The organism is Halolactibacillus sp. JCM 19043 (genome assembly GCF_001310395.1).
Lineage (GTDB): Bacteria > Bacillota > Bacilli > Bacillales > Amphibacillaceae > Halolactibacillus > Halolactibacillus miurensis.
The window spans coordinates 16705-43522 of sequence record NZ_BAXD01000007.1; the positions used below are offsets into that span (position 1 = coordinate 16705).

The 26818-nt window shown below is 39.3% G+C and carries 26 protein-coding genes and 1 pseudogene; 24 read left to right on the forward strand and 3 right to left on the reverse strand.

What is annotated here, in order from left to right; translation table 11 throughout:
- The first annotated feature begins 128 nt into the window (after nt 1-128).
- From xylA to JCM19043_RS05575, 3 genes and pseudogenes are all read left to right on the forward strand, one after another.
- A complete protein-coding gene (gene xylA, locus JCM19043_RS05565; protein WP_062320715.1) occupies nt 129-1442 on the forward strand; it encodes a xylose isomerase in 1314 nt (437 codons plus the stop codon).
- Nucleotides 1443-1561: 119 nt separating this feature from the next.
- Nucleotides 1562-3053: pseudogene (gene xylB, locus JCM19043_RS05570) on the forward strand (xylulokinase).
- Nucleotides 3054-3069: 16 nt separating this feature from the next.
- Nucleotides 3070-4050 (forward strand): endo-1,4-beta-xylanase, encoded by a 981-nt coding sequence (locus JCM19043_RS05575; RefSeq protein ID WP_062320717.1) that lies wholly within the window; start codon nt 3070-3072, stop codon nt 4048-4050.
- Between the two features lie 97 nt (nt 4051-4147).
- On the opposite strand, the gene JCM19043_RS05580 is transcribed toward JCM19043_RS05575, so the two are convergent.
- The 3 genes from JCM19043_RS05580 to JCM19043_RS05590 all read right to left on the reverse strand — a co-directional run bounded on the left by JCM19043_RS05580 (nt 4148) and on the right by JCM19043_RS05590 (nt 7694).
- A complete protein-coding gene (locus tag JCM19043_RS05580; protein WP_062320718.1) occupies nt 4148-4600 on the reverse strand; it encodes a DUF2188 domain-containing protein in 453 nt (150 codons plus the stop codon).
- Nucleotides 4601-4802: 202 nt separating this feature from the next.
- Nucleotides 4803-5597, reverse strand: coding sequence for a bifunctional hydroxymethylpyrimidine kinase/phosphomethylpyrimidine kinase (thiD, locus tag JCM19043_RS05585; protein WP_062320720.1), 795 nt, complete (start codon nt 5595-5597; stop codon nt 4803-4805).
- A gap of 822 nt (nt 5598-6419) precedes the next feature.
- On the reverse strand, nt 6420-7694 hold the full coding sequence (locus JCM19043_RS05590) for a helix-turn-helix domain-containing protein (RefSeq protein WP_062320722.1): 1275 nt from the start codon (nt 7692-7694) through the stop codon (nt 6420-6422).
- A 471-nt stretch (nt 7695-8165) separates the two neighbouring features.
- Here JCM19043_RS05590 and JCM19043_RS05595 point away from each other — a divergent pair, with 471 nt between their 5' ends.
- The 21 genes from JCM19043_RS05595 (at nt 8166) to JCM19043_RS05680 (ending at nt 26757) form a co-directional block, all read left to right on the forward strand.
- The gene (locus tag JCM19043_RS05595) at nt 8166-8561 is read left to right on the forward strand and encodes a hypothetical protein (protein WP_062320725.1); all 396 of its coding nucleotides are present in this window, start codon (nt 8166-8168) and stop codon (nt 8559-8561) included.
- Nucleotides 8562-8795: 234 nt separating this feature from the next.
- Nucleotides 8796-8960 carry a hypothetical protein gene (locus tag JCM19043_RS16310; protein ID WP_156321345.1) on the forward strand — a complete coding sequence of 55 codons (165 nt, stop codon included), beginning with the start codon at nt 8796-8798 and terminating at the stop codon, nt 8958-8960.
- A 362-nt stretch (nt 8961-9322) separates the two neighbouring features.
- On the forward strand, nt 9323-9823 hold the full coding sequence (locus JCM19043_RS05600; protein ID WP_231631421.1) for a VanZ family protein: 501 nt from the start codon (nt 9323-9325) through the stop codon (nt 9821-9823).
- A 113-nt stretch (nt 9824-9936) separates the two neighbouring features.
- Nucleotides 9937-10764 carry an EAL domain-containing protein gene (locus JCM19043_RS05605; protein WP_062320729.1) on the forward strand — a complete coding sequence of 276 codons (828 nt, stop codon included), beginning with the start codon at nt 9937-9939 and terminating at the stop codon, nt 10762-10764.
- Nucleotides 10754-10981: a hypothetical protein gene (locus JCM19043_RS05610; RefSeq protein WP_062320731.1), complete on the forward strand. Its 228-nt coding sequence runs from the start codon at nt 10754-10756 to the stop codon at nt 10979-10981. Before JCM19043_RS05605 ends, JCM19043_RS05610 begins: the two co-directional genes overlap by 11 nt.
- Nucleotides 10982-10993: 12 nt before the next feature.
- Complete coding sequence (locus JCM19043_RS05615; protein WP_062320733.1) at nt 10994-11230, forward strand: hypothetical protein; 237 nt, start codon at nt 10994-10996, stop codon at nt 11228-11230.
- Nucleotides 11224-11676: a diguanylate cyclase gene (locus JCM19043_RS05620; protein WP_082394442.1), complete on the forward strand. Its 453-nt coding sequence runs from the start codon at nt 11224-11226 to the stop codon at nt 11674-11676. Before JCM19043_RS05615 ends, JCM19043_RS05620 begins: the two co-directional genes overlap by 7 nt.
- Before the next feature lie 544 nt (nt 11677-12220).
- Nucleotides 12221-12373, forward strand: coding sequence for a hypothetical protein (locus JCM19043_RS16750; protein ID WP_197274751.1), 153 nt, complete (start codon nt 12221-12223; stop codon nt 12371-12373).
- Entirely contained in the window at nt 12370-12918 is a 549-nt protein-coding gene (locus JCM19043_RS05625) for an ABC transporter ATP-binding protein (protein WP_231631422.1), read from the forward strand. The genes JCM19043_RS16750 and JCM19043_RS05625 overlap by 4 nt, the downstream gene beginning before the upstream one ends.
- Nucleotides 12911-14503: a putative ABC exporter domain-containing protein gene (locus tag JCM19043_RS05630; protein ID WP_062320738.1), complete on the forward strand. Its 1593-nt coding sequence runs from the start codon at nt 12911-12913 to the stop codon at nt 14501-14503. The genes JCM19043_RS05625 and JCM19043_RS05630 overlap by 8 nt, the downstream gene beginning before the upstream one ends.
- Before the next feature lie 340 nt (nt 14504-14843).
- A complete protein-coding gene (locus JCM19043_RS05635) occupies nt 14844-15119 on the forward strand; it encodes a hypothetical protein (protein ID WP_062320740.1) in 276 nt (91 codons plus the stop codon).
- Entirely contained in the window at nt 15120-15395 is a 276-nt protein-coding gene (locus JCM19043_RS18685; RefSeq protein WP_369813781.1) for a hypothetical protein, read from the forward strand.
- Complete coding sequence (locus tag JCM19043_RS05640) at nt 15359-16465, forward strand: tripartite tricarboxylate transporter permease (RefSeq protein ID WP_369813782.1); 1107 nt, start codon at nt 15359-15361, stop codon at nt 16463-16465. Before JCM19043_RS18685 ends, JCM19043_RS05640 begins: the two co-directional genes overlap by 37 nt.
- Nucleotides 16466-16495: 30 nt before the next feature.
- Nucleotides 16496-17494: a mevalonate kinase gene (gene mvk / locus JCM19043_RS05645; RefSeq protein ID WP_062320742.1), complete on the forward strand. Its 999-nt coding sequence runs from the start codon at nt 16496-16498 to the stop codon at nt 17492-17494.
- Nucleotides 17451-18428, forward strand: a complete 978-nt coding sequence (mvaD, locus tag JCM19043_RS05650) for a diphosphomevalonate decarboxylase (protein WP_062320744.1) — start codon at nt 17451-17453, stop codon at nt 18426-18428. The genes mvk and mvaD overlap by 44 nt, the downstream gene beginning before the upstream one ends.
- A 16-nt stretch (nt 18429-18444) precedes the next feature.
- On the forward strand, nt 18445-19524 hold the full coding sequence (locus JCM19043_RS05655; protein ID WP_062320746.1) for a phosphomevalonate kinase: 1080 nt from the start codon (nt 18445-18447) through the stop codon (nt 19522-19524).
- A gap of 48 nt (nt 19525-19572) precedes the next feature.
- Nucleotides 19573-19938, forward strand: a complete 366-nt coding sequence (locus JCM19043_RS05660) for a hypothetical protein (protein WP_146949228.1) — start codon at nt 19573-19575, stop codon at nt 19936-19938.
- Between the two features lie 257 nt (nt 19939-20195).
- The gene (locus JCM19043_RS05665) at nt 20196-21218 is read left to right on the forward strand and encodes a Wadjet anti-phage system protein JetD domain-containing protein (protein ID WP_062320750.1); all 1023 of its coding nucleotides are present in this window, start codon (nt 20196-20198) and stop codon (nt 21216-21218) included.
- A complete protein-coding gene (locus JCM19043_RS05670; protein WP_062320751.1) occupies nt 21200-22705 on the forward strand; it encodes a hypothetical protein in 1506 nt (501 codons plus the stop codon). Before JCM19043_RS05665 ends, JCM19043_RS05670 begins: the two co-directional genes overlap by 19 nt.
- A complete protein-coding gene (locus tag JCM19043_RS05675; RefSeq protein WP_062320753.1) occupies nt 22695-23444 on the forward strand; it encodes a DUF6063 family protein in 750 nt (249 codons plus the stop codon). Before JCM19043_RS05670 ends, JCM19043_RS05675 begins: the two co-directional genes overlap by 11 nt.
- Nucleotides 23422-26757, forward strand: a complete 3336-nt coding sequence (locus JCM19043_RS05680; protein WP_062320755.1) for a hypothetical protein — start codon at nt 23422-23424, stop codon at nt 26755-26757. Before JCM19043_RS05675 ends, JCM19043_RS05680 begins: the two co-directional genes overlap by 23 nt.
- The last annotated feature ends 61 nt before the right edge of the window (nt 26758-26818 follow it).

Below are 26818 nucleotides of genomic sequence, written 5' to 3' on the forward strand. Positions count from 1 at the left end.
AGTTGATACTGCTGAAATGTAAGCGCTAAAAAAAGTTTAAAAAAACTTTGTATATTCGATAGACTAACTAAGTTAAACGTGATAGAATACAAGTATCGAAAACGAAAAACACAAGGAGGCTATTACACATGGCTTATTTTGATCAAATTAGTAAAGTAAAGTATGAAGGACGTCAATCAGACAATCCGTATGCATTTAAATTCTACAACCCTGAAGAAAAAATCGGTGGCAAGACGATGGAAGAAACCTTACGTTATGGTGTCGCTTACTGGCACACATTCACAGGTGACGGTGGGGATCCATTCGGTGCTGGTACAGCGAAACGCCCTTGGGATCATTTAAAAGGGATGGATTTAGCGAAAGCACGAGTGGAAGCAGCATTTGAATTCTTCGAAAAAATGGATGTCCCATTCTTCTGTTTCCACGATGTTGATATTTCACCAGAAGGTGACACATTACGTGAAACAAATAAAAACTTAGATAACATTGTTGCGATGGTAAAAGACTACATGAAAGACAGCAAGACAAAATTGTTATGGAATACAGCCAACAACTTTACCAACCCACGCTGGACGCACGGTGCTGGTACAGCAACAAATGCTGATGTGTATGCGTATGCCGCGGGTAAAATTAAAAAAGGCTTAGAAGTTGGTAAAGAACTCGGCTCTGAAAACTACGTCTTCTGGGGTGGTCGTGAAGGTTACGAATCATTACTGAATACAAACATGAAGCTGGAACAACAAAACTTAGCCAACCTTTACCATATGGCGAAAGACTATGCGAATGAGATTGGTTTTGATGCACAATTCTTAATTGAACCAAAACCAAAAGAACCAACGACACACCAATATGACTTTGACGTGGCAACAGCGATGGCGTTCTTACGCGAGTACGATTTACAAGATCACTTTAAGTTCAATATTGAAGCCAACCACGCGACACTCGCTGGTCATACATTTGAACATGAATTACGCGTGGCGCGTGAAGCGGGTATGTTAGGATCTGTCGATGCGAACCAAGGTGATTTATTACTTGGCTGGGATACAGATGAATTCCCAACAGATCTTTATGCGACTACGCTTGCGATGTATGAAATCCTTAAAAACGGTGGCCTTGGTCGCGGTGGCTTGAACTTTGATGCGAAAGTACGTCGTGGTTCATTTGATACAGAAGACCTCTTCCACGCACATATTGCGGGTATGGATGCTTTTGCGGTCGGCTTACGTGTGGCACAGAAAATGATTGACGATAACTTCTTTGAAAATATCGTAAAAGATCGTTACCAAACATTTGAAACAGGTATTGGTAAAGACATCGTTGATGGTAAAACAAGCTTAGCTGCTTTAGAAGCACATGCGTTAGATATTAAAGATATTGACCTTAAGTCTGGTCAAGTTGAAAAGATCAAAGCGAAAATGAACCAATATCTATTAAATATCTAATCGTTGATAATTATTTTTTAACACCCTACTCTAAATAGTTGAATAGTGAACACAAACCAATCATGCGAATCGTGCATCCCCCTGCGCCATTCGCATGATTTATATGGAGGCGAAAAACAATGGAATATGTATTAGGTGTTGACTTAGGCACAAGTGCCGTTAAAGTGTTGTTAGTGTCAAAAACCGGTGACGTGGTGGACGAAGCATCAAAGAGTTATCCACTGTATCATGACCAACCCGGCTACAGTGAACAAGACCCAGAAGATTGGGTCAAGGCAACAAAAGAAGCAATTAAAACCCTTACGGATAAGTTAGATGATAAATCAGCGATTAAAGGGATGAGTTTTTCTGGTCAAATGCATGGGCTTGTCTTATTAGATAAAGACCGAAAGCCACTGAGACGCGCGATTTTATGGAATGATACAAGAACAACCGAAGAGTGTCGTGAGATTGAAACGATGGCCGGGATTGATACCCTTCATAGTGAAACAAAAAACCCTGCCTTGAAGGGTTCACGTTACCGAAGATTTTATGGGTGAAAAAACATGAACCAGACACTTTTGCTCAAGCCGATGTTTTCTTATTACCAAAAGACTATGTCCGTTACCGCATCAGTGGTGACGTATCAATGGATTATTCAGATGCAGCAGGCACGTTACTGTTAAATGTTGAGAAAAAAGTGTGGAGTACAGTCATGTGTGAAAAAACAGGCGTCGATATTAGCCTTTGCCCGGCACTTGTTGGCTCGCATGATTTAACCGGTACGGTACTAGAAGCGATAGCGTCAGAAACAGGCTTATCAACCGATTGCCAAGTTTTTGCCGGTGGTGCTGATAATGCGTGTGGTGCGATTGGCGCAGGGATTCTGCAAGATGGTCTAACGCTTGCCAGTACCGGAACGTCTGGTGTTGTCTTATCTTATGAAGAAACAGGTGATAAAGACTTTGCTGGTCAAGTCCACTACTTCAACCACGGGGACCCAGAAGCTTATTACACGATGGGTGTCACCCTGGCGGCTGGCTATAGCTTAAGCTGGTTTAAAGACACGTTCGCCAAAGAGATTAGCTTTGAAGAACTTGTCGCAGAGGCAAATGCCTCAACAGTTGGCGCGAAAGGCTTACTGTATACACCGTACATTGTCGGGGAAAGAACGCCTTATCCAGATAGTCAAATTCGCGCAAGCTTTATAGGAGCGCATGCCAGTCATACACGCGGTGACTTTGCCCGGGCGGTGATTGAAGGGATTACCTTTAGTTTAAATGAGTCGGTGCATATTTTCCGTGCGAAAGGTAAAACAATTAATAAAGTGGTCGCCAGTGGTGGCGGAGCTAAGAGTGACTTATGGCTTCAGATCCAAGCCGATGTCTTTGATGCAGAAGTCGTAACACTTCAAAACGAACAAGGACCTGGTATGGGCGCAGCCATTCTAGCGGCTGTTGGTACAGGTTGGTTTACGGACCTTAAGAGTTGTGCAAAAGCCTTTGTTCAGTACGGTAAGAGCTATCAACCGATTGAGGCGAATAAACAAGCGTATCAACAATTGTTTAGCTGTATCAACACATCTATAATCAAACAAAATCAATCAGTCATGATTTAGCGGCTTTCCGCTAATAAAGGAGCGATAGAGATGACGACATTAAAAGATTATTTTCGCTCGGACTTTTTGATTGGTGCGGCGATTAACGAAGAGACAATTAAAGCTGATCAAGCTTTATTAAAACAGGAATTCAATTCGATTACGGCTGAAAATGAAATGAAGTTTGAAGAAATTCACCCAGAACCTGGTCAGTATAACTTTGATGTGAGTGATGCCTTTTTAAGCTTTGCGAAAGCGCATGATATGGGTTTAAGAGGACATACGTTAGTTTGGCATAATCAAACACCAGATTGGTTCTTTCAAGATGATGAAGGGAACGATGTGACACGTGAGGTGTTACTTGAGCGCATGAAAGACCATATTGATACCGTTGTCGGTAGATATAAGGGAGAGATTTATGCTTGGGATGTTGTTAATGAAGCAATTTCTGATGAAGCGGGTGTCTTCTTAAGACCGTCTAAATGGTTATCAATCATTGGAGAAGATTTTATTGATTATGCGTTTCAATATGCTCATGCGGCAGACCCTGATGCGTTACTATTTTACAATGACTACAATGAATCAAACCCAGAAAAACGCGAGAAAATTTATGCGCTTATTTCAGGCATGAAAGCGCGCGGGGTACCGATCCACGGCATGGGCATGCAGGCTCACTGGAATCTCTATGATCCTAATCTAGATGATATTGAACAAGCGATCCTTCGTTACAGCGAATGTGATGTCTTAATTCATGTCACTGAAATGGATGTATCCATGTTTAAGTTTGATGACAAGCGCACGGATTTAACGGCACCAACAGAAGCGATGTTAGAAAAACAAGGTAAACGCTACCAGGCCTTCTTTGAGCTTTTTAAAAAACATGCCTCTGTCATTCATGCGGTGACGTTTTGGGGTGTATCTGACCGTTATACGTGGTTAAATGATTTCCCTGTCAGAGGGCGAAAAAACTGGCCATTTCTCTTTGATGAGAACAACCAGCCAAAAGCATTTGTGAAAGATTTATTGAAATAAGGATACTGAGTATCTCTGTCATGATAGATGAAAAACCAAGTCGAATGTGACTTGGTTTTTTTCTGTAGGGTATTTTATTATGTTAAATGGGTTAGGGTTAAGCTTCCTTATAAGCGTAAGTCTTTTCAATCGTACCATCGTTCCGGTGGATGATGAGCTTTGTCTGTTTGTTTTTTGCGATGGTTTTTCCACGAGCAATGGCGTCTTTTTTTAGATCAAACACATCACTTGCTTGTTTCGCACCACGTGTTTTCACTTGCCACTGATTGCCGTCTGGTAGAATATCAACGGCATGATCTGTTAGTTCAGGACGTGAATTACTTGATGGCGATTTGTTGAGTGCTTTTTTACTGACATCTGTCATGTCTTTCTTTTCTTCAGCTGATGCCTGATTGGCCCAATCTTTTGCTTGACTGATGGCAATCGGTATCGCTTCGTCTTTGTCATAACCGTCCGCAAGTAATTGGTTCGTGATCTCGATGGCTTTTAGCTTTTTTGGTTCGTCAAAGTTCTTAAAAGCAGAGGGATAATCATTTTTTGTATAAGGCAATCAAACCATTCCTTTCTTTGTGTTTATGATGAAAAACCTTTGTCTTTCTTATACTCATACCCCTTGATGCGTGAATGAAACACAGATATGTCACTTACCAAGACGGGACTTTAATATAGTATATACAAGCATTTATCAGGTGAGACAAGAAAAAAAGCCACTGCCAGGCAGTGACTTTTAGCTAAATCAATTTGATTTGTGCTTATTTTTGGTTGTAAGCCCCGTGCATGACAGGACCGACAAAGTCATTTAATTTAAAACCATGCTTGATCGCCGCATGAACGAAATCTTTTGCTTTTGTGACGGCTTCTTTTACTGAGTCACCATTGGCTAAGTTTGAGGTGATGGCTGCCGCAAACGTACAACCTGCCCCGTGGTTATAGCTTGTTTGGAGTTTTTCTTTTTCTAATACAACAAATTCTTGACCATCATAGAATAGGTCAATCGCTTCTTTATTCATAAAGGCTTTTCCACCTTTAATAACGACACTTTTCGCCCCTAGGTCGACAATTTTTTGTGCGGCTTCTTTCATCTCATCTAATGTTTGGATGGAATCCATTTGTGCCAGTTGGCTTGCTTCAAATAAGTTTGGTGTTGTCACTGTTGCAAGAGGTAATAATAACTCGCGCATCGCGTCAGTGTTTTCAGGCTGTAATACTTCATTTTCACCCTTACATACCATTACCGGGTCAATAACGACACGATCAATACCGTGTTCCTTGATTTTTTTCGCCCCAAGTTCAATTATATCAACAGAACCTAACATCCCTGTCTTCATCGCATCAATGCCGACAGATAAAATTGTATCTAATTGTTTTTCAACGATATTGACATCAATGGCGGTAACGTCATGCGCCCAAGTCCCGGGCTTCATTGCCACAATAGACGTAATGGCAGTCATACCATAAACATTATGTTCTTGAAACGTTTTTAAGTCCGCTTGGATGCCAGCGCCACCGCTAGAATCTGATCCTGCAAGTGTTAAAGTTTTTTTCATGTGAGCTTCCTCCTTAGGATGATACCTCGTATTAATACACGGAGTGTATCGCTAGGTATACATATACCTGCCTTCCTATCATAACATGTTTTTTTGAAAAATTAAAAAGATGCTTTCACATGATAAGTCCTATTTAAACAAGCCTTAAATAACGCCGGTCATGAATCTAATGACTGATGCCATTTATGTCGACGCTTACGTAATGTATATCCGTAAGATATATGGCGTTTTGTAGAAAGATGTCTAGACGTCTTTATTGTTAACCGTGTGGCACAAACCGCAACACTTAACAACAGAATGGGTACGATCATAAGAAAGTGGCCGGTGATAAAGGCCTTAATGAAAATAACGATAAATGAACAAGCGTAAATAATTAAAATGGCAGTCATAACAATCATTGACCTGTTTTTTACCAGTGGCTCTTTATTCATAATAATCAACAACTTTAACTTTAGAGATAAGAGATTTTGATCTACATGAACGAACGTTTATATGAATCATAGGTATAGGCGTGTTTGATTGATAAGTCTTCATAACGGACATGTTTCTCTCACCTTTTCTGTCTTTTTTGCACCGTAACTATCTGGCGAATACAGCTTTAGCGCTATTGATTTAAGGATAGCACGACCGTTACATTCATGGTATTGGGAAACTTACGATGATTTTCTCGCGTTGAGTGTGAAAATAGTTTAACAACTTGCCTAATTAACTTATCCGTTAAAAAGGCTTGTTGAAATCACTTATGTTTGATATAAGCATGGTTGAAAAAGGTTTTGATGATTAGCTACTTAAAACAACAAAAGTCTAAACCAATGGCATGGTCTAGACTTCTTTAAACATATTATGATTATTGATCAGTGTGAGTGACGCTTCTTTGTAGAATTCAGCGGCGGATTTATAAGCCCGATATTTATAATAGTAATCACCGACTAAGTTCAGTGCTTTTCGGTACTCATGAAAATCACCGTGCTCTTTAAAGTAAGGAATAATGTCGTGTTCGACTTTTGCGAGGGTGATTTTTTCGTCTCGGTTAGGATGTAGTCGCAACATCAACATAAAGAACTTGTATTCGAATTTTTGATTATTATACCGTGCAGCAAGCGCTAGCCCTTTTTCTACAAGCATATCAGCCGCTTGAAGATCTCCTTTTTCAATAAGAATCATCGCCTTCAAATGAAAGGCAGGGATGTTTTCCTTATCGTTATTTTCATAAGCAATCGCTTGATCAATTTCTTTTAGTGCTTTTTGGTAGTCAGCTGTGTTGTAGTGAATAAAAGCTAAATTATGATAAATATAAGCCCATTGTTGATGATCGGTTGATTCATTAAAGGACAGGACTTTTTTAATATAATACTCAGCTTTATCGTAACTACCGACCAAGTTAAAACTAATACCTAATATGAGGCAGCAGTCAGATGCGCGCGTGTAATTAAAATGCTTCTGGAATAAGTCAAGGGCGTTATGCGCATGCGTAATAGAATCAGGTATTTTATCTACTCGGCTATACACCATGGCTAAGTAAAACTCGAGTTCTGGGTCCGCGATATGTAACTGACTGTTAATATCCTCAGCATGCCTTAAGGAATTCAGGGCATCGGTTAATTGGCCCTTACTATTATAGTAAATACCTAAGAATTTATAATAATGCAGGTTTTGTACCTCAGTAAAGAACACTTGATGTTTGTTTAAATCGACAAGCAACAAGTCCGCTTCATCTAATTGCCTAATCAACAAATAATAGCGAAGTGAAAAAATCTTATAAGGGATTAATAGATCATGGTCTGTAACAGCCGCCACGTCGGTTGAGATTTCTTGATAAAGTTCTTTTGATTTTTCAACGTGTTGCATAACCATGCTGGCGTGCCATTGGTTCATCTTGTTTAACAACCGGTAACGATCCTTATGGGCGTGATCGCTAAGTGATGATGACTGAATGTCTAGACGTTCAGCCAGTAATCGGTAGATTTCTTTACTTGGTGTGACAATATCATTCTCAATTTTACTCAAATACGGAATGGAACAGATGCCGGTAGCTAACTGTTGTTGGGTCATATGTTTAGCTTGGCGATGGAATTTAATTTGACGACCACTGGACAATAGAAGCACCTCCTTGGGTTAAGATATTTTAATGATGAATTGATTTGTGCCTGTATGACTATTTTAACAAAGAACGAGTCATAGTATAAAGGAAGAAAATGTTCGGTGCTTGATAATGTGAAACATTATCTTAAATAGATACGTCACCATACATGAACATGATTGAGATAAATTTAACAGTTACAACAGGAAACAATGTTAAGAAAATCTTACATTTTCAAACTTTTAAACACGGTTATTTCCCAATACACATTTGTTTCCCTTAATGTTAATCTGTAATTGACCTTAGGCGAGGAAAAAATATATTAATGATAAACGGGGCGTTGAAGTAAATGCGAAAATATTTATATTTCATATGGCTGTTATTGATTATACCAATTATCGGATGCTCTTATAATGAGAGCGATCAAGCTATTTTAAATAATACCACTTATAAACAATTTAATGTGACATCGAAGGCTATATAATCATTTGAGTGACACCTATAATGATGTGAACCTTGGTGAACCGGTTATAACAGCCTATCCGTCTAGAGACGAATGGATCTCCGATAATACGGATGCTATCGGAGACAATGTTGACTCACCCAAAAAAGTTGACTTATATATACTTACGCATGAACTCTCTGCTGTGACAAAAGTTTCACTCACTTATAGTAATCAATTAAACAAAAAAGAATTTTTGTCTGTAAATAGAATCGATACATTTAGTGAGACATTCATCGATTCAGAAAATCAAGAAAATTATTTACCTGAAATATATATGGGTAGCTTTACCGATGAAAATATATTAATAGAGGTATTAACTTTTTCAACGGAATATAATTATGAGAATGTAGAGGAATATGAATTAAAGCTTATCGAATGAAACAAAGATGTTATTACGAGAATACAACGAAAACTATTAGAATTAGATTAAGAAATGTCATTTTGTATATGGCTAAAAATTCATGTATCCTCGCAATAGTTATTCCAGAGCAACTATGTTGTAACCTTCGGTTAGGTTACTAACTACTTAGAGGTTAGTATCCTATGGTCGGACATACAAACGCCAAGCAAACCGACAAAGTTATAAAGGTAAACTATTTAAAAAGGGAGTTGGATGGCAATGAGAAAAATAAGAACTTTTTTGGTAACCGTTAGTTTTTCATTGTTAATTTTAAATGTTCATGCACAAGTAGAGACTCAACCTGAAAAACAAAACATTGAGGGTTTTAGTGAAGACCTTGTCGAACCACAATACAATGATGGGCGTTATCCAAATTAAGCTATTGAAATAGAATTTACCAAGGATTCAATAGCGATTTAAGTCATCTATTTGTAGCACGACTCACTGGATTTACCGGAAAAATAAAACTTAGGAGTCACACGGAATTGATTATGACTAAGGTTTAATATTAAAGACAAACACCGAGCGAAACTTTACGTACCTTTAACACAAAGGCAGTGGGATTGATACATAGGCTTGGTACCTAACTGACGAAGGTATATATTACCGTTAATGTTTAGCTATTGTTAATATTGGTTACAGGCAGAATTTCTAAAGAAGGTGGAAGGGTTATGAGGATATATTTTGATGGTCCATACATTATATTGGCAGGTGTTATTCTAATTTTGACGCTAGTGTTCATGATATACAAATTAAAAACGAATAGTTACTTTACTGTTTTTTTCGCATTGTTTTATATCTATATATGCCTATTGATAAAATATACGCAATTTCCGATTGTATACATACCTGAATTTGTAGAAAGTCATTCAGTCATTTCTCGAATTAACTTCATTCCATTTAATAAAATGACGCACGCACCAATGAATGCCTTTTTAAATGTGGTAATGACCATGCCTTTTGGTTTCTTACTTCCTTTCGTTAAAAGAATCAATAGTAAAAAGACTATTGTGATCTGGGCGATAGTTTTACCATTATTATTAGAAGGATTACAATTGACGATTGGCATGCTTACAGGATACACAGAAAGAATTATTGATATTAATGATGTCATTTTTAATTTTATCGGGGTTATTTTTGGTTTTTCAATATTCAAAGGAATCGTGTCTTTGCTTAACAACTTTTCTATTGAAAAAGAGTGGACGAAAAGTAGCTTTTTTCACTTTATAAAGCAGAGGTAATAGTAGATTTTATATGGCATAGTGAAACTTTACAGACCTTTAACACAAAACCAATAGGATTGATACAAAGACTTGTTATGATGGTATAAAAACTAAAGGGAATTATTAAAATTATGTCACAGAAAATAATCGATAATTTAACTAACATCATTGATAATGAACAAGTAAAAACAGTGTTTCAACCGATTATATCGTTAAGAGATGGACGTGTATTAGGTCATGAAGCCCTTAGTCGGATCACGTGTGAAGGTGAGATTGATAACCCCAGTCTGTTGTTTGAGGTCGCTACTCACTACAATCGATTATGGGAAGTTGAAATGTTGTGCCGGAAAACGGCTTTCGATGCGGCTTATCGCTTTATGATTCCGCCGTATAGTAAAAAGCTGTTTTTAAACGTGAACCCAAACATTATGCATGACGATGCTTTTAGTAAAGGGTTTACGAAAAGCTTCTTGAAACAATTTAACTTAACGTCAAACAATGTCATCTTTGAAATTACCGAACGCGATATGATTACGGATTTTGATAGCTTTCAGTCAACGATGACCCACTACAAAAACCAAAACTTTAAAATAGCGATTGATGATGCCGGGGCGGGTTATTCGGGTCTAAATCTAATCAGTGAAATTAATCCCCATTATATTAAGTTAGATAAACAACTCATCAGAGGGATTGATCAAGACAATATTAAGTATGCCATCGTGAAAGGCATGGTTGAAGTCACAAAGATCACGAATATCGCCTTAATCGCTGAAGGCATTGAAACAAATGTTGAACTAGAAGCTTTAATCGATTTAGGTGTCCATTACGGGCAAGGTTATCTTATTCAAAGGCCAGCCGAAGCGATTCTTGATGTCGCAGATACATTGATTAATAGAATTATCACATTGAATCAGAAAAAACATGTCCTTAACCCATCAGCTTCCGCACATGCAGATTGAACATATCTCTTCACTGACAGATACTGTCTCTCCATATGAAAAAGTAGCCGTGATTCAAGCGTTCTTTGCGGCGCATCCTAATCATGTTGGGTTATCTGTCATTGAAGGGAATGTACCTGTCGGGATTGTGACACCTGAGAAGCTTGGGGTGAAATTAAGCAGTATGTATGGCTATACGCTCTACCAAAACAAGCCAATCAGTGAGGTCATGGACTGAAGTTTTCTTAGAGTGGATAGTAACTTATCCATCAGCGAAGTGTCAGCGGTCGCGATGGCAAGACCGAATCATCAGCTGTATGATTGTATCGTCGTCACAAAAGCTGATGACTTTATCGGTACAGTCACAATTAAAGACTTACTACAAAAGTCGATGGAAATTGAAATCACCTCAGCTAAACACCAAAACCCGCTCTCTGGGCTACCAGGGAATTTAATTGTGGAACAACAGTTAGAACAGTTATATTAAACCCTCAACCGGCAAGTGTGGCTTATATCGATATTGATCACTTTAAGGCCTTTAATGATTGCTACGGTTTTGAAAACGGTGACCGGGTTATTCGGTTTCTAGCAACCCTACTTAAAACGACTTTTCCACATCAATTTATTGGTCGTGTAGGTGGGGACGATTTTGTCGTTGCCCTAGACGAAGCGGTGACAGAATCATATTTTCACACACTCACGCAACAGTTTAAAGACCACGCCGCGTTGTTTTATTCTGACGTAGATCAAGCAAATGGTTGTCTCATTGGTCAGGACCGATGCGGAGACAGACAAACATTCCCGCTAATGACAATCACCTGTGTCGTTGTGAATAATCGTAATCACACTTTCACTAACATCTATGATTTGACCGAATATCTCGCTGAGTTAAAACATCAAGCGAAAACAGAGAAGTTTAGATCGGTGACATAGTTAAGAAGCGCCAAGCTATTTATACCTTTTTAAAAGGGATTAGTTTGCCGCTTTTTTTTGTTTTTCTGTTATCAACGTTGTCTGATAACAGTGATGACATTAAAAGATAGTCATCATTCAAGTGTTTTTTACAGTGACAGACCTTACTAGAATAAATTGATTAGTATGTGGAGTAGAATCTTCTTAAAGTCAATCAATATAGTTTTTGATGGCGTGATGTCACCATCTCAATATTAAGAGGGTAATTTTTTTGTAGCGACGAAAGGAAGTCATTATATAGTTAGAGTGTCGCGTAAAGACATACTACAAAAAGTTAATGTGAATAAATGACAAAATATTTCATTAGGATAATCGGGTCTGTGTTTGTGCAACAACAATTTAAACAGGTTGTGTAAAATTAATTAACTTGCTGATCTATGACTGATTGAAAAAGTTGTTTTTAGGAAGAATACGTATTAGGAAGCTATTTGTATCTTTTGGAAATTTACGCTATTATTTAAAACGTAAGAAAGTTCATTCTTTTCGTAAAAAAGGAGATTTTTTAATGTTAAAAGTGTCTAGTCTAAGCAAAGTATACAAAAGAACAACAGCAGTGGATGACGTGAATTTTGACGTTTCCAAAGGAGAAATTGCTGTTTTGGTCGGACCAATGGTGCAGGTAAGTCCACAACAATTAAAAGTATTGTCGGTCTGCTGAGGTTTAATGGGGAAGTAACGATTGGTTCGTATGATAATAAAAGTATAGAAGCCAAGAAGCTTTTATCTTACGTACCAGAGATTCCAGCATTATTTCCGCTACTTACTGTACGTGAGCATGTTGAATATATGTCTTTAGCATATGGTAAAAGCGTTAATAAAGAAAAAATTGAAACGTTATTAAAAAGATTTGATCTAGTTGATAAACAAGATAAATTAGGAGATGAACTTTCTAAAGGTATGATGCAGAAGGTCAGTATCTGTTCGGCAGTTATTGTCAACCCGGAAGTGATTGTGTTTGATGAACCAATGATGGGCCTTGATCCAAAAGCGATTAAAGAGATAAAAAAATTAATCATTGAATTAAAAGAAGCCAATAAAGTTGTATTATTAAGCACGCACATGATTGAAATGATTGAAGATCTTTGGGATAGGGTGATTATTATGAAAGAGGGGAAAGTTATTGATAATGTTACGCGATTAGAAACAAATCATCGCGCTTTAGAAGAGTTTTTCTTTGAAATAACAGGTGATACCGATGAATGAGTCTTTACGGTATTTGATGAAAAGGTCGGTTATAAATAGTTTTAAAAAAACACTTAAAAGACCATTAAAAGCTTTTGGCATTTTACTTCTCGTTATTTACTATCTTATGATACCTTTCATAGTGGAGCAATTGATGACGGATATCGGTTTAAAAAATAAGGAAGGCTTTGTCTTAATTGCGAGTATCGGAACGTTATACATTGTTTTACCAATGACCTTATCTTATTTTAAAAGAAAAGGAATCAACTTTAAGAACCAAGATATTAACTTCATCTTAGCCAGTCCAACTTCACCGAAACAAGCAATTATCTATGGTTTATCTAAAGAAATATTTATTAATATGGTCATGCAAATTATGATTTTTATTGCTGCCTTTTTCGTGTTTAACATCTCTTTACTAACGACGGTTGTTTTAATAGCTGTCAATATGGTGTTTTCAAATTTGCTAAGAAACAGTTTAGCAATGATCATGTACGCGAGTGAGGACATAACAATCAAACAAAAACAACTGATTAAAAAGATCGTCTATTCGCTCTTAGCTCTGTTTACTGTTTTTTTACTTACGATTGTCATCAGTCAAACGATAAAAGCTGGATTTGATTTTTCTTATCTTACTTCAGTCATCACTTCACCAGTTGTTTTAATGTTTCCGGTTTTCGGATGGCAATTAGGGTGGATTAATTTAATGATATTAGGACCAACAACTTATACGTTAATATCAACAGGGCTTTACTTTATCTCGTCCATTTATCTCGCGTACGTTGCTTATAAAATGGTATGTAAAGGAGAGTATTATGAAGATGCGTTATCTTTTTCTAAACATGTTAGTCACATCGCAAGTAAAAAGGGTAATATTACAATATCAGAAATATTCGGAAGAAAGAAAAAGAGATATGACTACAAAGGAAGGTTGGAAGGGTTATACGCAAAGGTTATCTTTCATAAACAAATGACTGAGCTTAGAAGATCCAAAAAGATTATCTTATCTCTTAAGGATTTTGTATACCTTGTTGTTGGAATCGGATTGGGAGTAGCTTCGGTCTTTTTTAATGATTTTATCACGTCTGAATATTTCTTTGAAATTATTGTGGCTATTGGTATGTATTTAACGGTCTTTATTAAAACGAGATCAAGTTGGAAAAATGAATTTGAAAATTACTATATATTTATTATGCCTGATTCCTCTATTAATAAGTTATTTCGTGCGACTCTACTAGAAAATATCTTATCCTTTATTCGTGCTATTTTATTAGCAGTACCAGCGGGAATACTTATGCGCGCGCCTCTTTGGCAAATTGTAGGTGCGATTATCGCTCAAACGTTAATAAAAGTAATGATGACGTATGTAAGTATTTATATTGAGGAGATTATTGGTGCTAAGATTGGCAAGGTTATTGCGTCATTCATTAATTTTATTGTTTCAATAGTGTTAGTGATTATCCCTATCGTTGCTATACTTATTATAATGAACGGTATGTTGTTTATCAGTTTTAGCATAATCGTTTTGTATACAATCGGTGTGATTATTTTGTTTTTAGCTTTAGCCGCCATTAATTTAACGAATATTGAAAGTTTAGAGGAGTAGCATTTTTATAAAAACAGACGCTTACTCAAGCTTTCCGCTATATGTCTTAATGAAAATAACAGGATTACTATTATAGACTGTTCCTTGAATTGTGGAGTTAAATAATCAAGAAGTGTCACCAGTTTCTACCTCTTTGAGGTAAAACAGTTGATGCTTCTTTTTTGTCGTGTGAATTCAGGTGATGTTGATAGTAAATGGAAACAAAAGTCTATCATTTTAATGATAAATTACGTATGATGAGAGTATTAAATAAAGGAAATATCGCAGGATATATTGAATCGGTTGTCACATTCACTTATAATTTACAACAGTGTGAGTCTTTTTTAGGAAGGAATTTAATATGACCACAAATAAACAGAATGATCCATCACTATTAACGGAATCATCAAAAGAGCTCATTGAAGTGTGGGAAGATGTGATTGATGTTCACGATTTAGTGTTAGCCATCATCATAACTGTCACCCTCACCATGACTTTATGTGTTTTAGCGCCTAACCAAGCACCTTTTCCGCTGATCTTCGGCTTAGTTGGTGCACTGTTAGGTTTTAGTTTAAGTATCTTTTTAATCAAACCAAAACGAACCGTCATGCTAATCAAAAGTAAGGGGGAAAAGTAAATGGACCCGTTACTGATTATGCAACTACTTATTGCGGCCGTTGCTGGGACACTGATCTATACAGTGATTGGTATTGCCCCTGGGACTGATGAAACAGCGGTACTGGCGCCGGTAACACTTGTTTTAGTCTTAACCGGCTTATCACCGATCATTATTTTAACATTTTTTATTAGCGCGATTGTCGCTAAAAAACTTACCGACTCAATACCGGTCGCGGTCGCGGCATTCCGGGTGGTGTTATGGCGGCGCCGATGGTCGAACACGCGCTCGTGTTAAAAAAACATAACCGCGCCGATTTGGCGATTCGCAAAATGGCCTCAGGCTCAGTTATCGGGACGCTCATTAGTGTGCCGCTGAGTCTATTGTTAGCGCAACAACTGTTGCCATTTGCCGATATCGTCAAGACATATGCGAACCCACTTTTTTTCTTTGGCGCGATTTTTTTAGCACTCATGTCAAAAGAACGGTTCGTCAGCTTACTGGCGATTTTACCGTTTGCCCTCCTCATCCAAGGATTAAGGGAACTGTACTGGGCAACAGGGGTTGTACCAGAAGGCCAAACGGTTTTTACGTCGTTTTTCTTAGGGATTACGATTGGGCCAGTCTTACTGACCTTATTTGAATTGTTTAATACAGATAAACGCACAACCATAAAAAAACACCAAACAAAAGAAGTGAAACTACGTTACCAACAACATGTAGAAACACTCGACCCATTTAAAATTCTGTCGAAAGAAGAATTAACATGGAGTACGTTATCTAGTGTGTTTGGTTCATTATTATTTATATTAAGTCCAGTCGGGATTACAATTCTCTTAGGTGAAGTTATTTCGAGTCGGGTGAAAGACCCGGTCAGAAAAGCGAGCCTTGCGATCAGTAGTATGGACGCTCTAACAAATGCCGCCTATATCGCCGGGACCTTAATTCCCTTGATTGCCTTAGGCGTCCCGCTCTCACCGGTAGCGATTGGACCAGGTGGAGCCCTATTTAATGCCCCACCTGTCTTTAACGAAGCGTATAATATGCACCATGCCCTGTCGATGCCTGAGTTTATTATCGCCACGCTCATTGGGGCAACGGTGGCGATTGTCATTACCTACTTTATTATCGTCAAATATGCTGAAGCGATTTGTTATGTCGTGTTTAAATATGTCCCACATGAAGCCCTACTTGCACTTTTTATCGGACTCGTCGTCTTACTTAGCTTTATGGATGGTGGCTTACTCAATGTCTTTGGTGTCGGTCTTGTCGCCATTGTGGCGGGGTATTTTCATCGACTTGGTATGAATTACGGCGTCCAATTTATGGTACTGTATGCGGCCCCATGGCTGATTAGTTTATTTTAATAGAGACATCAAAGAAAAAAGGAGACAAATATGGTCACAAACAAACAACGCCTCGGTGTAGGCTTAGCACATAGTAAATTGATTCTTATCGGTGAACATAGCGTCGTCTACCAGAAGCCCGCGATTGCGCTACCGTTTGAAGCGGTCTTTAGTGAGGTCAAGGTGGCACCATCAACTGGCGCCGTAACGTTAGCAAGCCATTTTTATAACGGGAAATTAGCACAGTTACCCGATAAATTACAAGGACTGAGACACGTGATTGAGAGAGCGTGTCAGATCAATAACCAACCAGTGAAAGATTTTACATTGACGTTAACGTCAACGATTCCAATTGGCCGTGGTCTCGGGTCTAGCGCGTCAATTGCGGCAAGTTTAGCCCGCGGGATTTTCGATTATTTTAAAGCGGATCTTTCATTACCAGTTCTCCGTGAACTTGTCGATTTATCAGAAACGTATGCGCACGGTACGCCAAGTGGGATTGACCGGGAAGCGGTTATCAGTGATGAGCCGATTTGGTTTATTAAAGATCAGGCGGTTGAGCCGATTGAGGTAAAAGAACCTTTAAATATCATCGTCGCCGATACCGGAAGGATCGGGGATACTCATGCGGCAGTGAGCGCCGTTAACGCGCGCAGGCAAAGTGAACCGGACACAACGAATCAACTGTTAGAAGACCTCGAAAAACTAACAGAAGATGCCCGCACAATGCTTAAAACGGGGGACTTAAAAGCTCTCGGTCACGTCCTTACTGCCTCGCATGACAAGCTAAAAGCACTCGGGGTGAGTGATGAAGGATTAGACCGTTACGTTGATATTAGTCTCAGTAACGGGGCTGTAGGTGCGAAATTAACCGGTGGTGGCCGGGGAGGGTGCATGTTTGCTTTAACCGCATCCACAGAACAAGCCTTAGCTGTGGAACAAGCTTTACTAGAGGCAGGCGCAAAAGAAACATGGTATATTCAACTAACGAACGGGGTGAAAACAGATGAAAAAAACAGCACGTGCACACACGAATATCGCTCTTATTAAATATTGGGGAAAGCGTGATGAGACACTGTTTTTACCAACGAATAGCAGTCTATCAATCACCCTTGATCAGTTCTATACTGATACGTCAGTAGAATTTGATGAAGTGTTAGACCAAGATACGTTTACCTTGAACGATCAACCAGTCAGTGAAACAGAACGCATCAAGATTAGTAAATTTTTAGATAAAGTCAGAACCTTTACGGGTGAAAAGCGGTTTTGCCGGGTAGAGTCGATCAATCATGTTCCAACAGCCGCCGGCTTTGCCTCATCAGCGAGTGGGTTTAGCGCACTAGCGGCAGCGGCCGTAAAAGCGGCCGGAACTGAGGCAACATTAGAAGAGTTATCGATTCTTGCCCGACAAGGGTCAGGTTCCGCTAGTCGGTCCGTTTACGGCGGTTTTGTTGAGTGGCAGATGGGTGAGCGAGAGGATGGACTTGATTCTTATGCCAAACAAATCTTACCAGAAGGCACGTTTGACGTCTCGGTCTTATCAGTGGAAGTCTCGACCGAACAAAAGAAAATCCTTAGTCGTGAAGGCATGAAGCGCACCGTTGAAACCTCACCATTTTACCAGGGCTGGCTTGATACCGTTGGGGAAGATCTTGCCAATATAAAAGATGCCATTATCAATCAAGACTTTACCCGCATGGGGGAGATTTTAGAATACAATGCACTCAAAATGCATGCGACAACACTCGGGGCCAACCCACCGTTTCTTTACTGGCAAAGTGCCACGTTAAAAGTGATGGAAGAAGTCCAAGCGATGCGTGAATCAGGTCTTGAGTGTTACTTCACGATTGACGCTGGACCAAATGTTAAAGTCATCACCACACCTAAAAAAGAAAAAGAGATAGAGAAACAACTCAAATCACTCGATGTGGTGAAAGAGATTTATCCATGTCGTGTTGGACCAGGTATCCGTTATATCGATTAATAAGGGGGCAGCGTTTATGAACGCACATCGTTATACTATTCAAGCACCAGGGAAATTGTTTATCGCAGGTGAATATGCGATTACCGCACCAAATCAACCGAGTATTGTGGCCGCGATTGACCGCTATTTATCAGTTGATATTCAGTCGAGTCATTTAAAGCGGATTGATTTACCGCAACTTGGACTCACCGATATTCATTGGCGATTTGATGATGATAAGTTTAAGTTATCGGTCCATGATGACCGTCTGCATTTTTTTGCATCGGTGATGAAAACAATCTATCAATATAAGGGGGCAGATACGCCGGCCCATATTTTTGTGACAAGTGATCTTGACCATGACGATGGCAAGAAATATGGACTCGGCTCAAGTGCCGCTTTTGTGGTCGCACTAACAGAAGCACTACTCCAGTGCGGCGATAAACAAGCCGTCGATAAGTTAACGATTTTTAAGCTCGCAAGTATTGCTCACTTTAAAGCGCAAGGCAATGGTTCATGTGCCGATATTGCGGCAAGTGTCTATGGTGGTCTCGTCTATTACCGCAGTTTTGATTTTGACTTTTTATCAGATGCCTTATCAAACAACGTTCCGGTAAAAGAACTTGTCCAAATGGACTGGCCACACCTTCAAATTGAGCGACTGACGGTCCCAACGAGTCTTTATTTTATGGTCGGTTGGACAAAGGAAGAAGCACAAACGAAACCGTTCATCGAACGCTTCCAACAATTAAAAGAAACAAATCTCACGTTTTATCAAGCCTTTTTAGCCGAGACGGACACGATTGTGGAAGCTTTACGCGAAAGCTTTAAGGACAACAATCAAACAGGCGTACTAGAAGGCATTCGCGCCAATCGTCAACTGCTTAGAGCGCTCCAAGAAAAAACCGATGTGCCGATTGAAACAGAGACACTTACAACATTAATCGATAGCGCAAAAACAGGTGCCTTTAAAACATCTGGTGCTGGTGGTGGCGATTGTGGCATCGGTTTTGTCAGTGATAAAGCGACCGTTAAACAAATAAAAGCAGCCTGGCTAGAGCATGGGATTGAGTATCTGGACCTTAATGTGTCCCCGTTTGGAGTTACTGTCAATTAATTATAACTGGAGTATATGACTATCCTTTCTAGAGGAAGGGAGATGTTTATGAAAAAGATAACGACTATGACGATGATCTATACTTTGTTATTACTAGGTTCGTGGGGCTGGTTTTTGTATGTTGACAACAAGCCGAAAACAAGTGTAGATCTAACGGAACAGATGTTGATTAGTCAAGACTTATCTGGCTTAATCGCTCCAAATGCTTCTATATCAGAAAGTGACTTTGAGTCTTTTCAAAACTATTTTTCAGGGGGAGGTCCGCTTAAAATCAGTCAATATACGCTGCTTGAGTATGAAGATAACTTTTTGCTTATTCAAACGAATCCTGGTTTGATCAATAATCAACTATATATTCAAGATATAAAAAGTGTTGACGCAAATGAATTTGAGCGCATCTTGGAAGAAGAGTAACGGGTAATCACGGTTTTATGAGGGTGTTATAGGCACGTTTTCTTACAAACATGTTCATATTATATCTTAAACAAACATTCAAGTAGATGTTAATTCTGCCCTGAATGTTTGTTTTTTTGTTTTAAACTTAAAACTAACTAAGCGTGAAGGATAGAAGTAACTTTTTGTTAAAATGTGAATGAATGACGCAGTAAATGATGTTCTCTTTAAATATATCTTGTACAATAGAAGAAACAAGACAAAGATAGGTGAACAAAATGAAACAAGTTTATGACGTGCTCAAATCATATAAAAAACAGACACTGTCGTTAGGGACATTAGAAACGTTGCTGACACCTTTTGTCGATTCTTATGAATCGTTCAGTAAAATGGTCCTTGAATTAGAGTCACGTGAAGTACTGCTTCCGATTAAATCAAAAGGACGTACGAGCCGGCAATTATCACTCGCCCTCGGTTACCGCCTTAACCGACAACGGTTGAATGACACGGTGATTGATACATTGCAGCACTATCGCCGCATGTTTCATCCAGCAATCAACTTAGATGATTACTACACTAAATCAAAACAGGTATTTGAACAGGATTTAGAAGCGTTAATAAAAATTGATCAGTATCTTCAAACACATGGTTTCCCTGATAGTGACCAATCGTCTCCTGAAGTGAGCTTTTTACTCATGCGTGATGAAAAGTGGCTCGATGAACAAGGTGGACGAGAATTACTAAAAAGGGTTCGGTTATATGATCAGTTTAATATTCGTTCAGTGGCGGATCCGCTTAGTATGGCCATCAATCCGCATCAATTAACTACGTCTGTTCACCGACATTTAATCGTTGAAAATAAAGCGACGTTTCATAGCTTACTACCGGCCTTAGTCGAGACAAACTTTTCAACACTTATCTATGGCCAAGGAAAAGCGATTCTATCAAGCGTTAGCCTCTTTGATGATCAGTTTCCTGTCAGTGGTAAGCATCAGTTTTATTACTTTGGTGATATTGACCGAGAAGGTATTTACATTTGGCACTTACTGAATCAAAAAAGAGACATGACACTTGCCGTGCCTTTCTATCAGGCGTGCTTAGAAAAAGCACAAGCCAAAGGAAAAACACATCACCAAGTGCGTGAACAAGCACTGACTGACTTTCTACAAGTCTTTGATGAAACAAGTCAGCACCAGATTGCCGCTGCCCTAAACAGCAGGTACTACTACCCGCAAGAGATTTTAACGACAGAGGAACTACAAACGATTTGGAGGGAATCACGATGGGATTCGTTAACTTAACCGATGTCACATCCGGATACAAAGAACGCCTGCGCCGGTTAGCGTTATTTGATCCGTTATATGACTTAGACCGTAAACGCGAACGCGATCAAGATAATCAGCCGATTGATATGAAGGGACTCGGGTTATTGACGTTACTGTTTTTCTTTGAACAAAAATTACTACGCCATTATAAAACGTCACGTGAAGATGTCGCTGACTTCTTAAAAGAGATGACAAACACAACGTACCGCATCGATGACCGTCAACTTAGTCGCCTTGTTCAAGTCATCATTGAGACCTTCCGGCCTCAAACCGGGGTGAAACGTCAATATACTGCCTTTGACTGGGAGACAAAGACCGATACGGCACTCACTTATTCGATTTTAAAGAGTGATCATTTTGACCGGGAACAACAACGCCAATATTACACATTAGATGAAGATGGTCTAGAACTGATCTTTGCGACAAAAGAGTTTTATAGTGAATTTCAATTATCGATTAATCAGTTGATGTTAAGAAAACAACTTGAAAAAGGCGAATATAAAGGTGCGCTTCGACAAATCAATGAAATGCGGATTGATGTCGAGTCACTTGATACCCGGCTCGATCAATTAAAACATGAAATTAGTCGAAGCATTATTTCAGAAGAAACGTTTGAACGTTATAAACAACTGCTGGATGATATTTATCTTCGGCTTGAGCGCGAAGAAGAGGAGTTTCAAACGTTACGCCAATTTGTCCTAGAAACAAAAGACCGCCTCTACGCAAAAGATTTACATATTAAAGAACGCGAGTCTTACGGGTTGATTATTAAGATTGCGAGTGAACTAGAATCGGTGCACTACACGCATACAGGTCTGTTAAATCAAACGTGGGAACTTAAAAACACAACGTTAGTGAAGGCGCAAGAATCGATTTATTATACCGGAGTCGATGTCTTTAACTTCGATACCGATATTAACGCTAAAATCTTCTCAGAACCGTTACCACTTGAAGCGATGACCGGGGTATTGGCACCGTTTTTACAGGTCGAAACGAATCCGCGCTTTTCACCGCTAACCTTTATGGCTGAACAAGCGATCATTGAACAAAAAGACACACCGTCAGATAGTGACACGTATAAAATAGTCGACTTTAAGGATGATCCTTACTTACAAAAAACAACTGCTTACTATGAAGCGCTCATGCAAGATTTACTTGAAGCAATGACGACCCGGCAGGTGACGACGTTGTCAGATTATATTGATGATCAAAATACCCGCAATGTTAATCTGTATCAATCAAAAGCGTTTTATCATTTCTTTTTAATCTTACACCAGCGCTCACCTGTTTCTAATAGTGACCTAGAAGATGAAAGGCAAACGGTGCTCACGGATGCCTTGCATCTGCTTGGGCATCAGACGTTATCATTGATAGAGCGACCAGCGATTATTAGAAAAACGACACGCTATTCGATTCAAGATTTTACGTTTAAGTTAACGGAGGGAACAACTGATGCATTATAGTGAACAACAAGTGATCCAGGCTTTTCATATGTATATGACCTTGCAACGAGACGGTGTCGTCTATGATGAGGCAACGAAAGTTTACCGGGCCGATGAGACGATTCGGTCCTTATTAGATCTTTATAGTCGTGAAGTTGATTGTGTCATTATAACGGCAGGGGATGCGCTTTATCTCATACCAGAATCCAGGCTCTCACCGTTTCATGTGAGTAATGACTGGTTAAAGCGCAATTATTTAAAAACGAATGCAACGAATGCTGACCTTTATTTACTTTACTTCGCCTCACTGATCTTTATGGGTGCTTTTTATGACAGTTATCAATCAACGACCGTCACCCGTGATTTCTTGCCGTCAGATGAGTGGATTAAACTGATTCAAGAACGAATCGACCTTTTGACGAGCCATAGTGAGGAACGTTTGATTGAATTAGAAAAAGAGTTTTCTTATAATTGGCGCTTAATTATTGAAAAGTGGCAAGACATGGACGACATTAAAGAAAGTGCGAAAAAACAAACCGGCAATACGATTAGTCGGTTAAGTTTTATCGATACAACGACCCGTTTCTTAATCGATCAAGGTCTATTAAAAGAAGTTGGTCCAGATGAGTTTACTATTACCGAGAAAACCAAAACAATTGTAGAAAGTTACTTTATGGAAGTGGAATACAACAAAGGGATTTTTGCCTTCCTGTATCAATTTAGTGAGGAGGATCACGATGCCAGCGATCTCGAAGATTAGATTAACGAACGTTGTCTACGAAGAAGGAAACAAGCGTTATCATGATGAAACGTTTATGTTTGATGGACATAACGGGGCGATTGTGCTCGAAAATGGTGGTGGGAAAACGGTGCTTATTCATACCGCTCTACAAGCAATTTTCCCGCACGTCGATTTAGCTGATCGTAAAATTAAACAAACGCTTGTTTTAGACCAAGCCCCTGCACATATTGCGATTGAGTGGATTGATCATGACCAACCGAGACGCTACGTCGTGACCGCCGTGACGTTATTTATGACCAAGCACGGACTGGAGTCGGTACGCTACGTGTATGAGTATGATGAACATGATCCGAACCGGATAGAAGACATCCCTTTTACAAAAGAAACAAAAGACGGCACACGTGTGACCGAACGCGGGGAAATCGTCGATTATTATAGTCAAATGAAAGAAAAATCACTGACCGCAAAAACGTTTCAAACGATCAAAGCTTTCCGGGAATACATTGAAGATCAGTACCACATCATTCAAAGTGAATGGGAAAGTATTGTCAAGATTAATAGTACCGAAGGTGGGGTTGAGGCATTTTTTGATGAGTGTAAAACGACCAATCAACTGTTCGACCGGTTACTGATTCCAACCGTCGAAGATGCGATTGAAGGGCACAATAAAGCAGCGTTTAGTGATCTGTTCTTTAAACAACAAGACGGTTTAAAAGAATATAAACGGTTAAAAGAAACAATCGAAGAAACAAAAGATATTGAACAAGCACTCACTGTGTATACAAAAGTGTATGAACAACTCCATCAATCAGAAACAGCCTATACTGAATCCAAACAACAAACAAAAGGCGTCTACTTACATGCTAAAAGTAATGCCACAGAGTTAGAGAACGCTTTAAGTGACAATGATCAGCACATGGATGCCTTAAAACAAGACCAGCGGACCCTTAGTATGAAAGAAAAGAGTCTGGAGATTCAGCGTAAAGAATATGACCAGAAACAACTAAAAGAAGCGGTGGATACCTTGCTTGAACAACAAGCCTCGCTTGAAACAAAACGTATAGAGACAAAGAAGACGTCTGTCAATCTTGACTATGCGAAAACAAAACAGTTAAAGAAGACAATCGATGAAGAGCTCGCGTATATTGATGACCAACTCCGTCAGCAAGACCGGTCGGATGAACAAGTCGATTTAGAAGAGAAGCTAACGGAACGAAAGGGTGCCCTAAGAGGGTATTATCTGACGTTACTCGAGGACTATGAGAAGGAGTTAACCGGATTAACTCACGAACAACAACCGCTTGAACGTGAACTTGAACGCCTCAAACAAAAACAATTACGTGCGGTTGATGACGAGAAGACACTCAACCAACAAATAACAGAAGCCGAGACCCTGATTCGTCAGCGCGAAGAAGACCTTGACCATATTAAACAAGACATCTTAAGTCAGCCCAATGATGCGGTCTTAAAAGAAGAAGTCGCCAACTGGCAACAAGAAGAAGTCGTGCTTGATGAGTCAATCGTTGACAATAAAACAGCGCTCAGTCAATTAAAGAAAGACGACTTAGCCTTAAAAGAAGAAAAACTAACAAGAGACACACTCGCAGAGGCACTTAAACAAGCAACGATCTGGCAGGAGAAAAAAGAGACGATTGAAACAAAAGAGCAGGTGGTGATCGATCAATTAGCTGCGATGCGTCATGAATGGAAAAGGCTGAGTAGTCTATATGAAAAAGAAGCGTCTATTTATGATACGTTTACGCATCTCCTTTATCAACAAAGAGAAGAGAAAGAACGCTTAATTGAAAAAGAACGACTCAGTTACCGGTACGTTGACTTTTATCAACACCAAACCCGCTTCTTTGCCGATCCCGTCTTACATGATGCGGTGGAGAAATGGAAAGTGAGTTTCAGCTATATTGAGACGGGGGTAGAATTTATCTCAAGGTTAGAAGATGCCGAAAGAGCGTCTGTCACTTCTCACTATCTTTGGCCAGAAGTGATTGTGACCCAGCAATCACTTAAAGAACAAGTGAAGCGCAAAATTGTAGAAATGAAGGACCGTTTAATTTTCCCGGTCACGGTACTTTCAACCGAAGAAGCGTTACAACAAAATCAACAAGTAGAAGCCATTCAACCAGCACACTGGGAAGAGAACTTAGATGAGGCGCATTTTACGGATTGGAAGACAGAACTTATCAGTCATGCGAAAACGTTCACGGAACGAAGAAAAGAAAAGGAACGTGACATTGAGCGTACCGAGGCCGTTTATCGTCAGTTCACACAATTTATTGAAGATTATCCGTTTGACGCTTTTAAAGACGTAACTGAGCAGTTACAGGAAGCAACGAAACAAGTGACCCAACAGAAACAGCAACTCAAAACAATTGAAGCAAAGCGTGACCAATTGTTGAGAAAAGTAACGCAACGAGAAGCTGATGTGTATCAAGCGGAGAAAAAATTAGATTTTATCCATCAGAAGTTAATTAAAGGCCGCCAAGGGTTAAGTTATGAAGAGGTTATTAAAGAAAAAAAGGCCGAGTTAAAGACGTACGTTCAGGAGTTAAACGAGGTAGACAAACGTCTCCAGAGGCTAACAGACAGTCACGCGCGATTAGACGAGGACAAGCGTCAGCTCGGGGACCGGATATTAGCATTAAAAACGACAAAACAAATGGTCGAAAATAGTGCGGACTTTATCAATGTAAAAAATGAAGAGGCCATTTATACCGATGACTCAGAAGCGGTGATTAAACGCGCCATTTATGATCTTGAACTGCAGCTCAATCAGTTTAACTCAACGCGAAATGAGTGGGAACTAAAGGCCAAGCATGCGAAAGAAAAACGCACAAGCTATGAACATGCGATAGAGAACATGAAAAAAGACTATGACGCGCTTGATGAAACGGTCACATTCCCAGTTGACGGGGAACGGTATTTACAACAACTGAAAGAAGAGATAAACACAATCAATGACGCACTTGTCGATGTTGGTAAAAAGTTAAAACAACAAGAAGCGGCCTTAAATAAAGCGATGGGTCACCTTGAAAGTGACATCGACGCATTTAAGCAATTGTATCAACAACCACCGCTTAATCTATCGGATGAAGAGCTAAATGAAGCGATCCTTGAAGAAGAGAAACACGCCTTATTAAAACGAGAGACGTATCTGATAGAAACGCGTCAGCGTCTTGACAAAGAAAAAGCGGTCCTTGATGAGGCGATCAGTTTACTCGAGCGGTTTATTGAAGCTCATCACTTTAATGGTCCTGATATTGAGGAATATAGCTTACGCCAAAAGAACAAACAGACTTTGGTTATCAGCCGGTAGAGTGGGCGAAGCGCCTGACAGATGAACTAAATAAAAACGCGAGCGACTTGAACAAACGCGT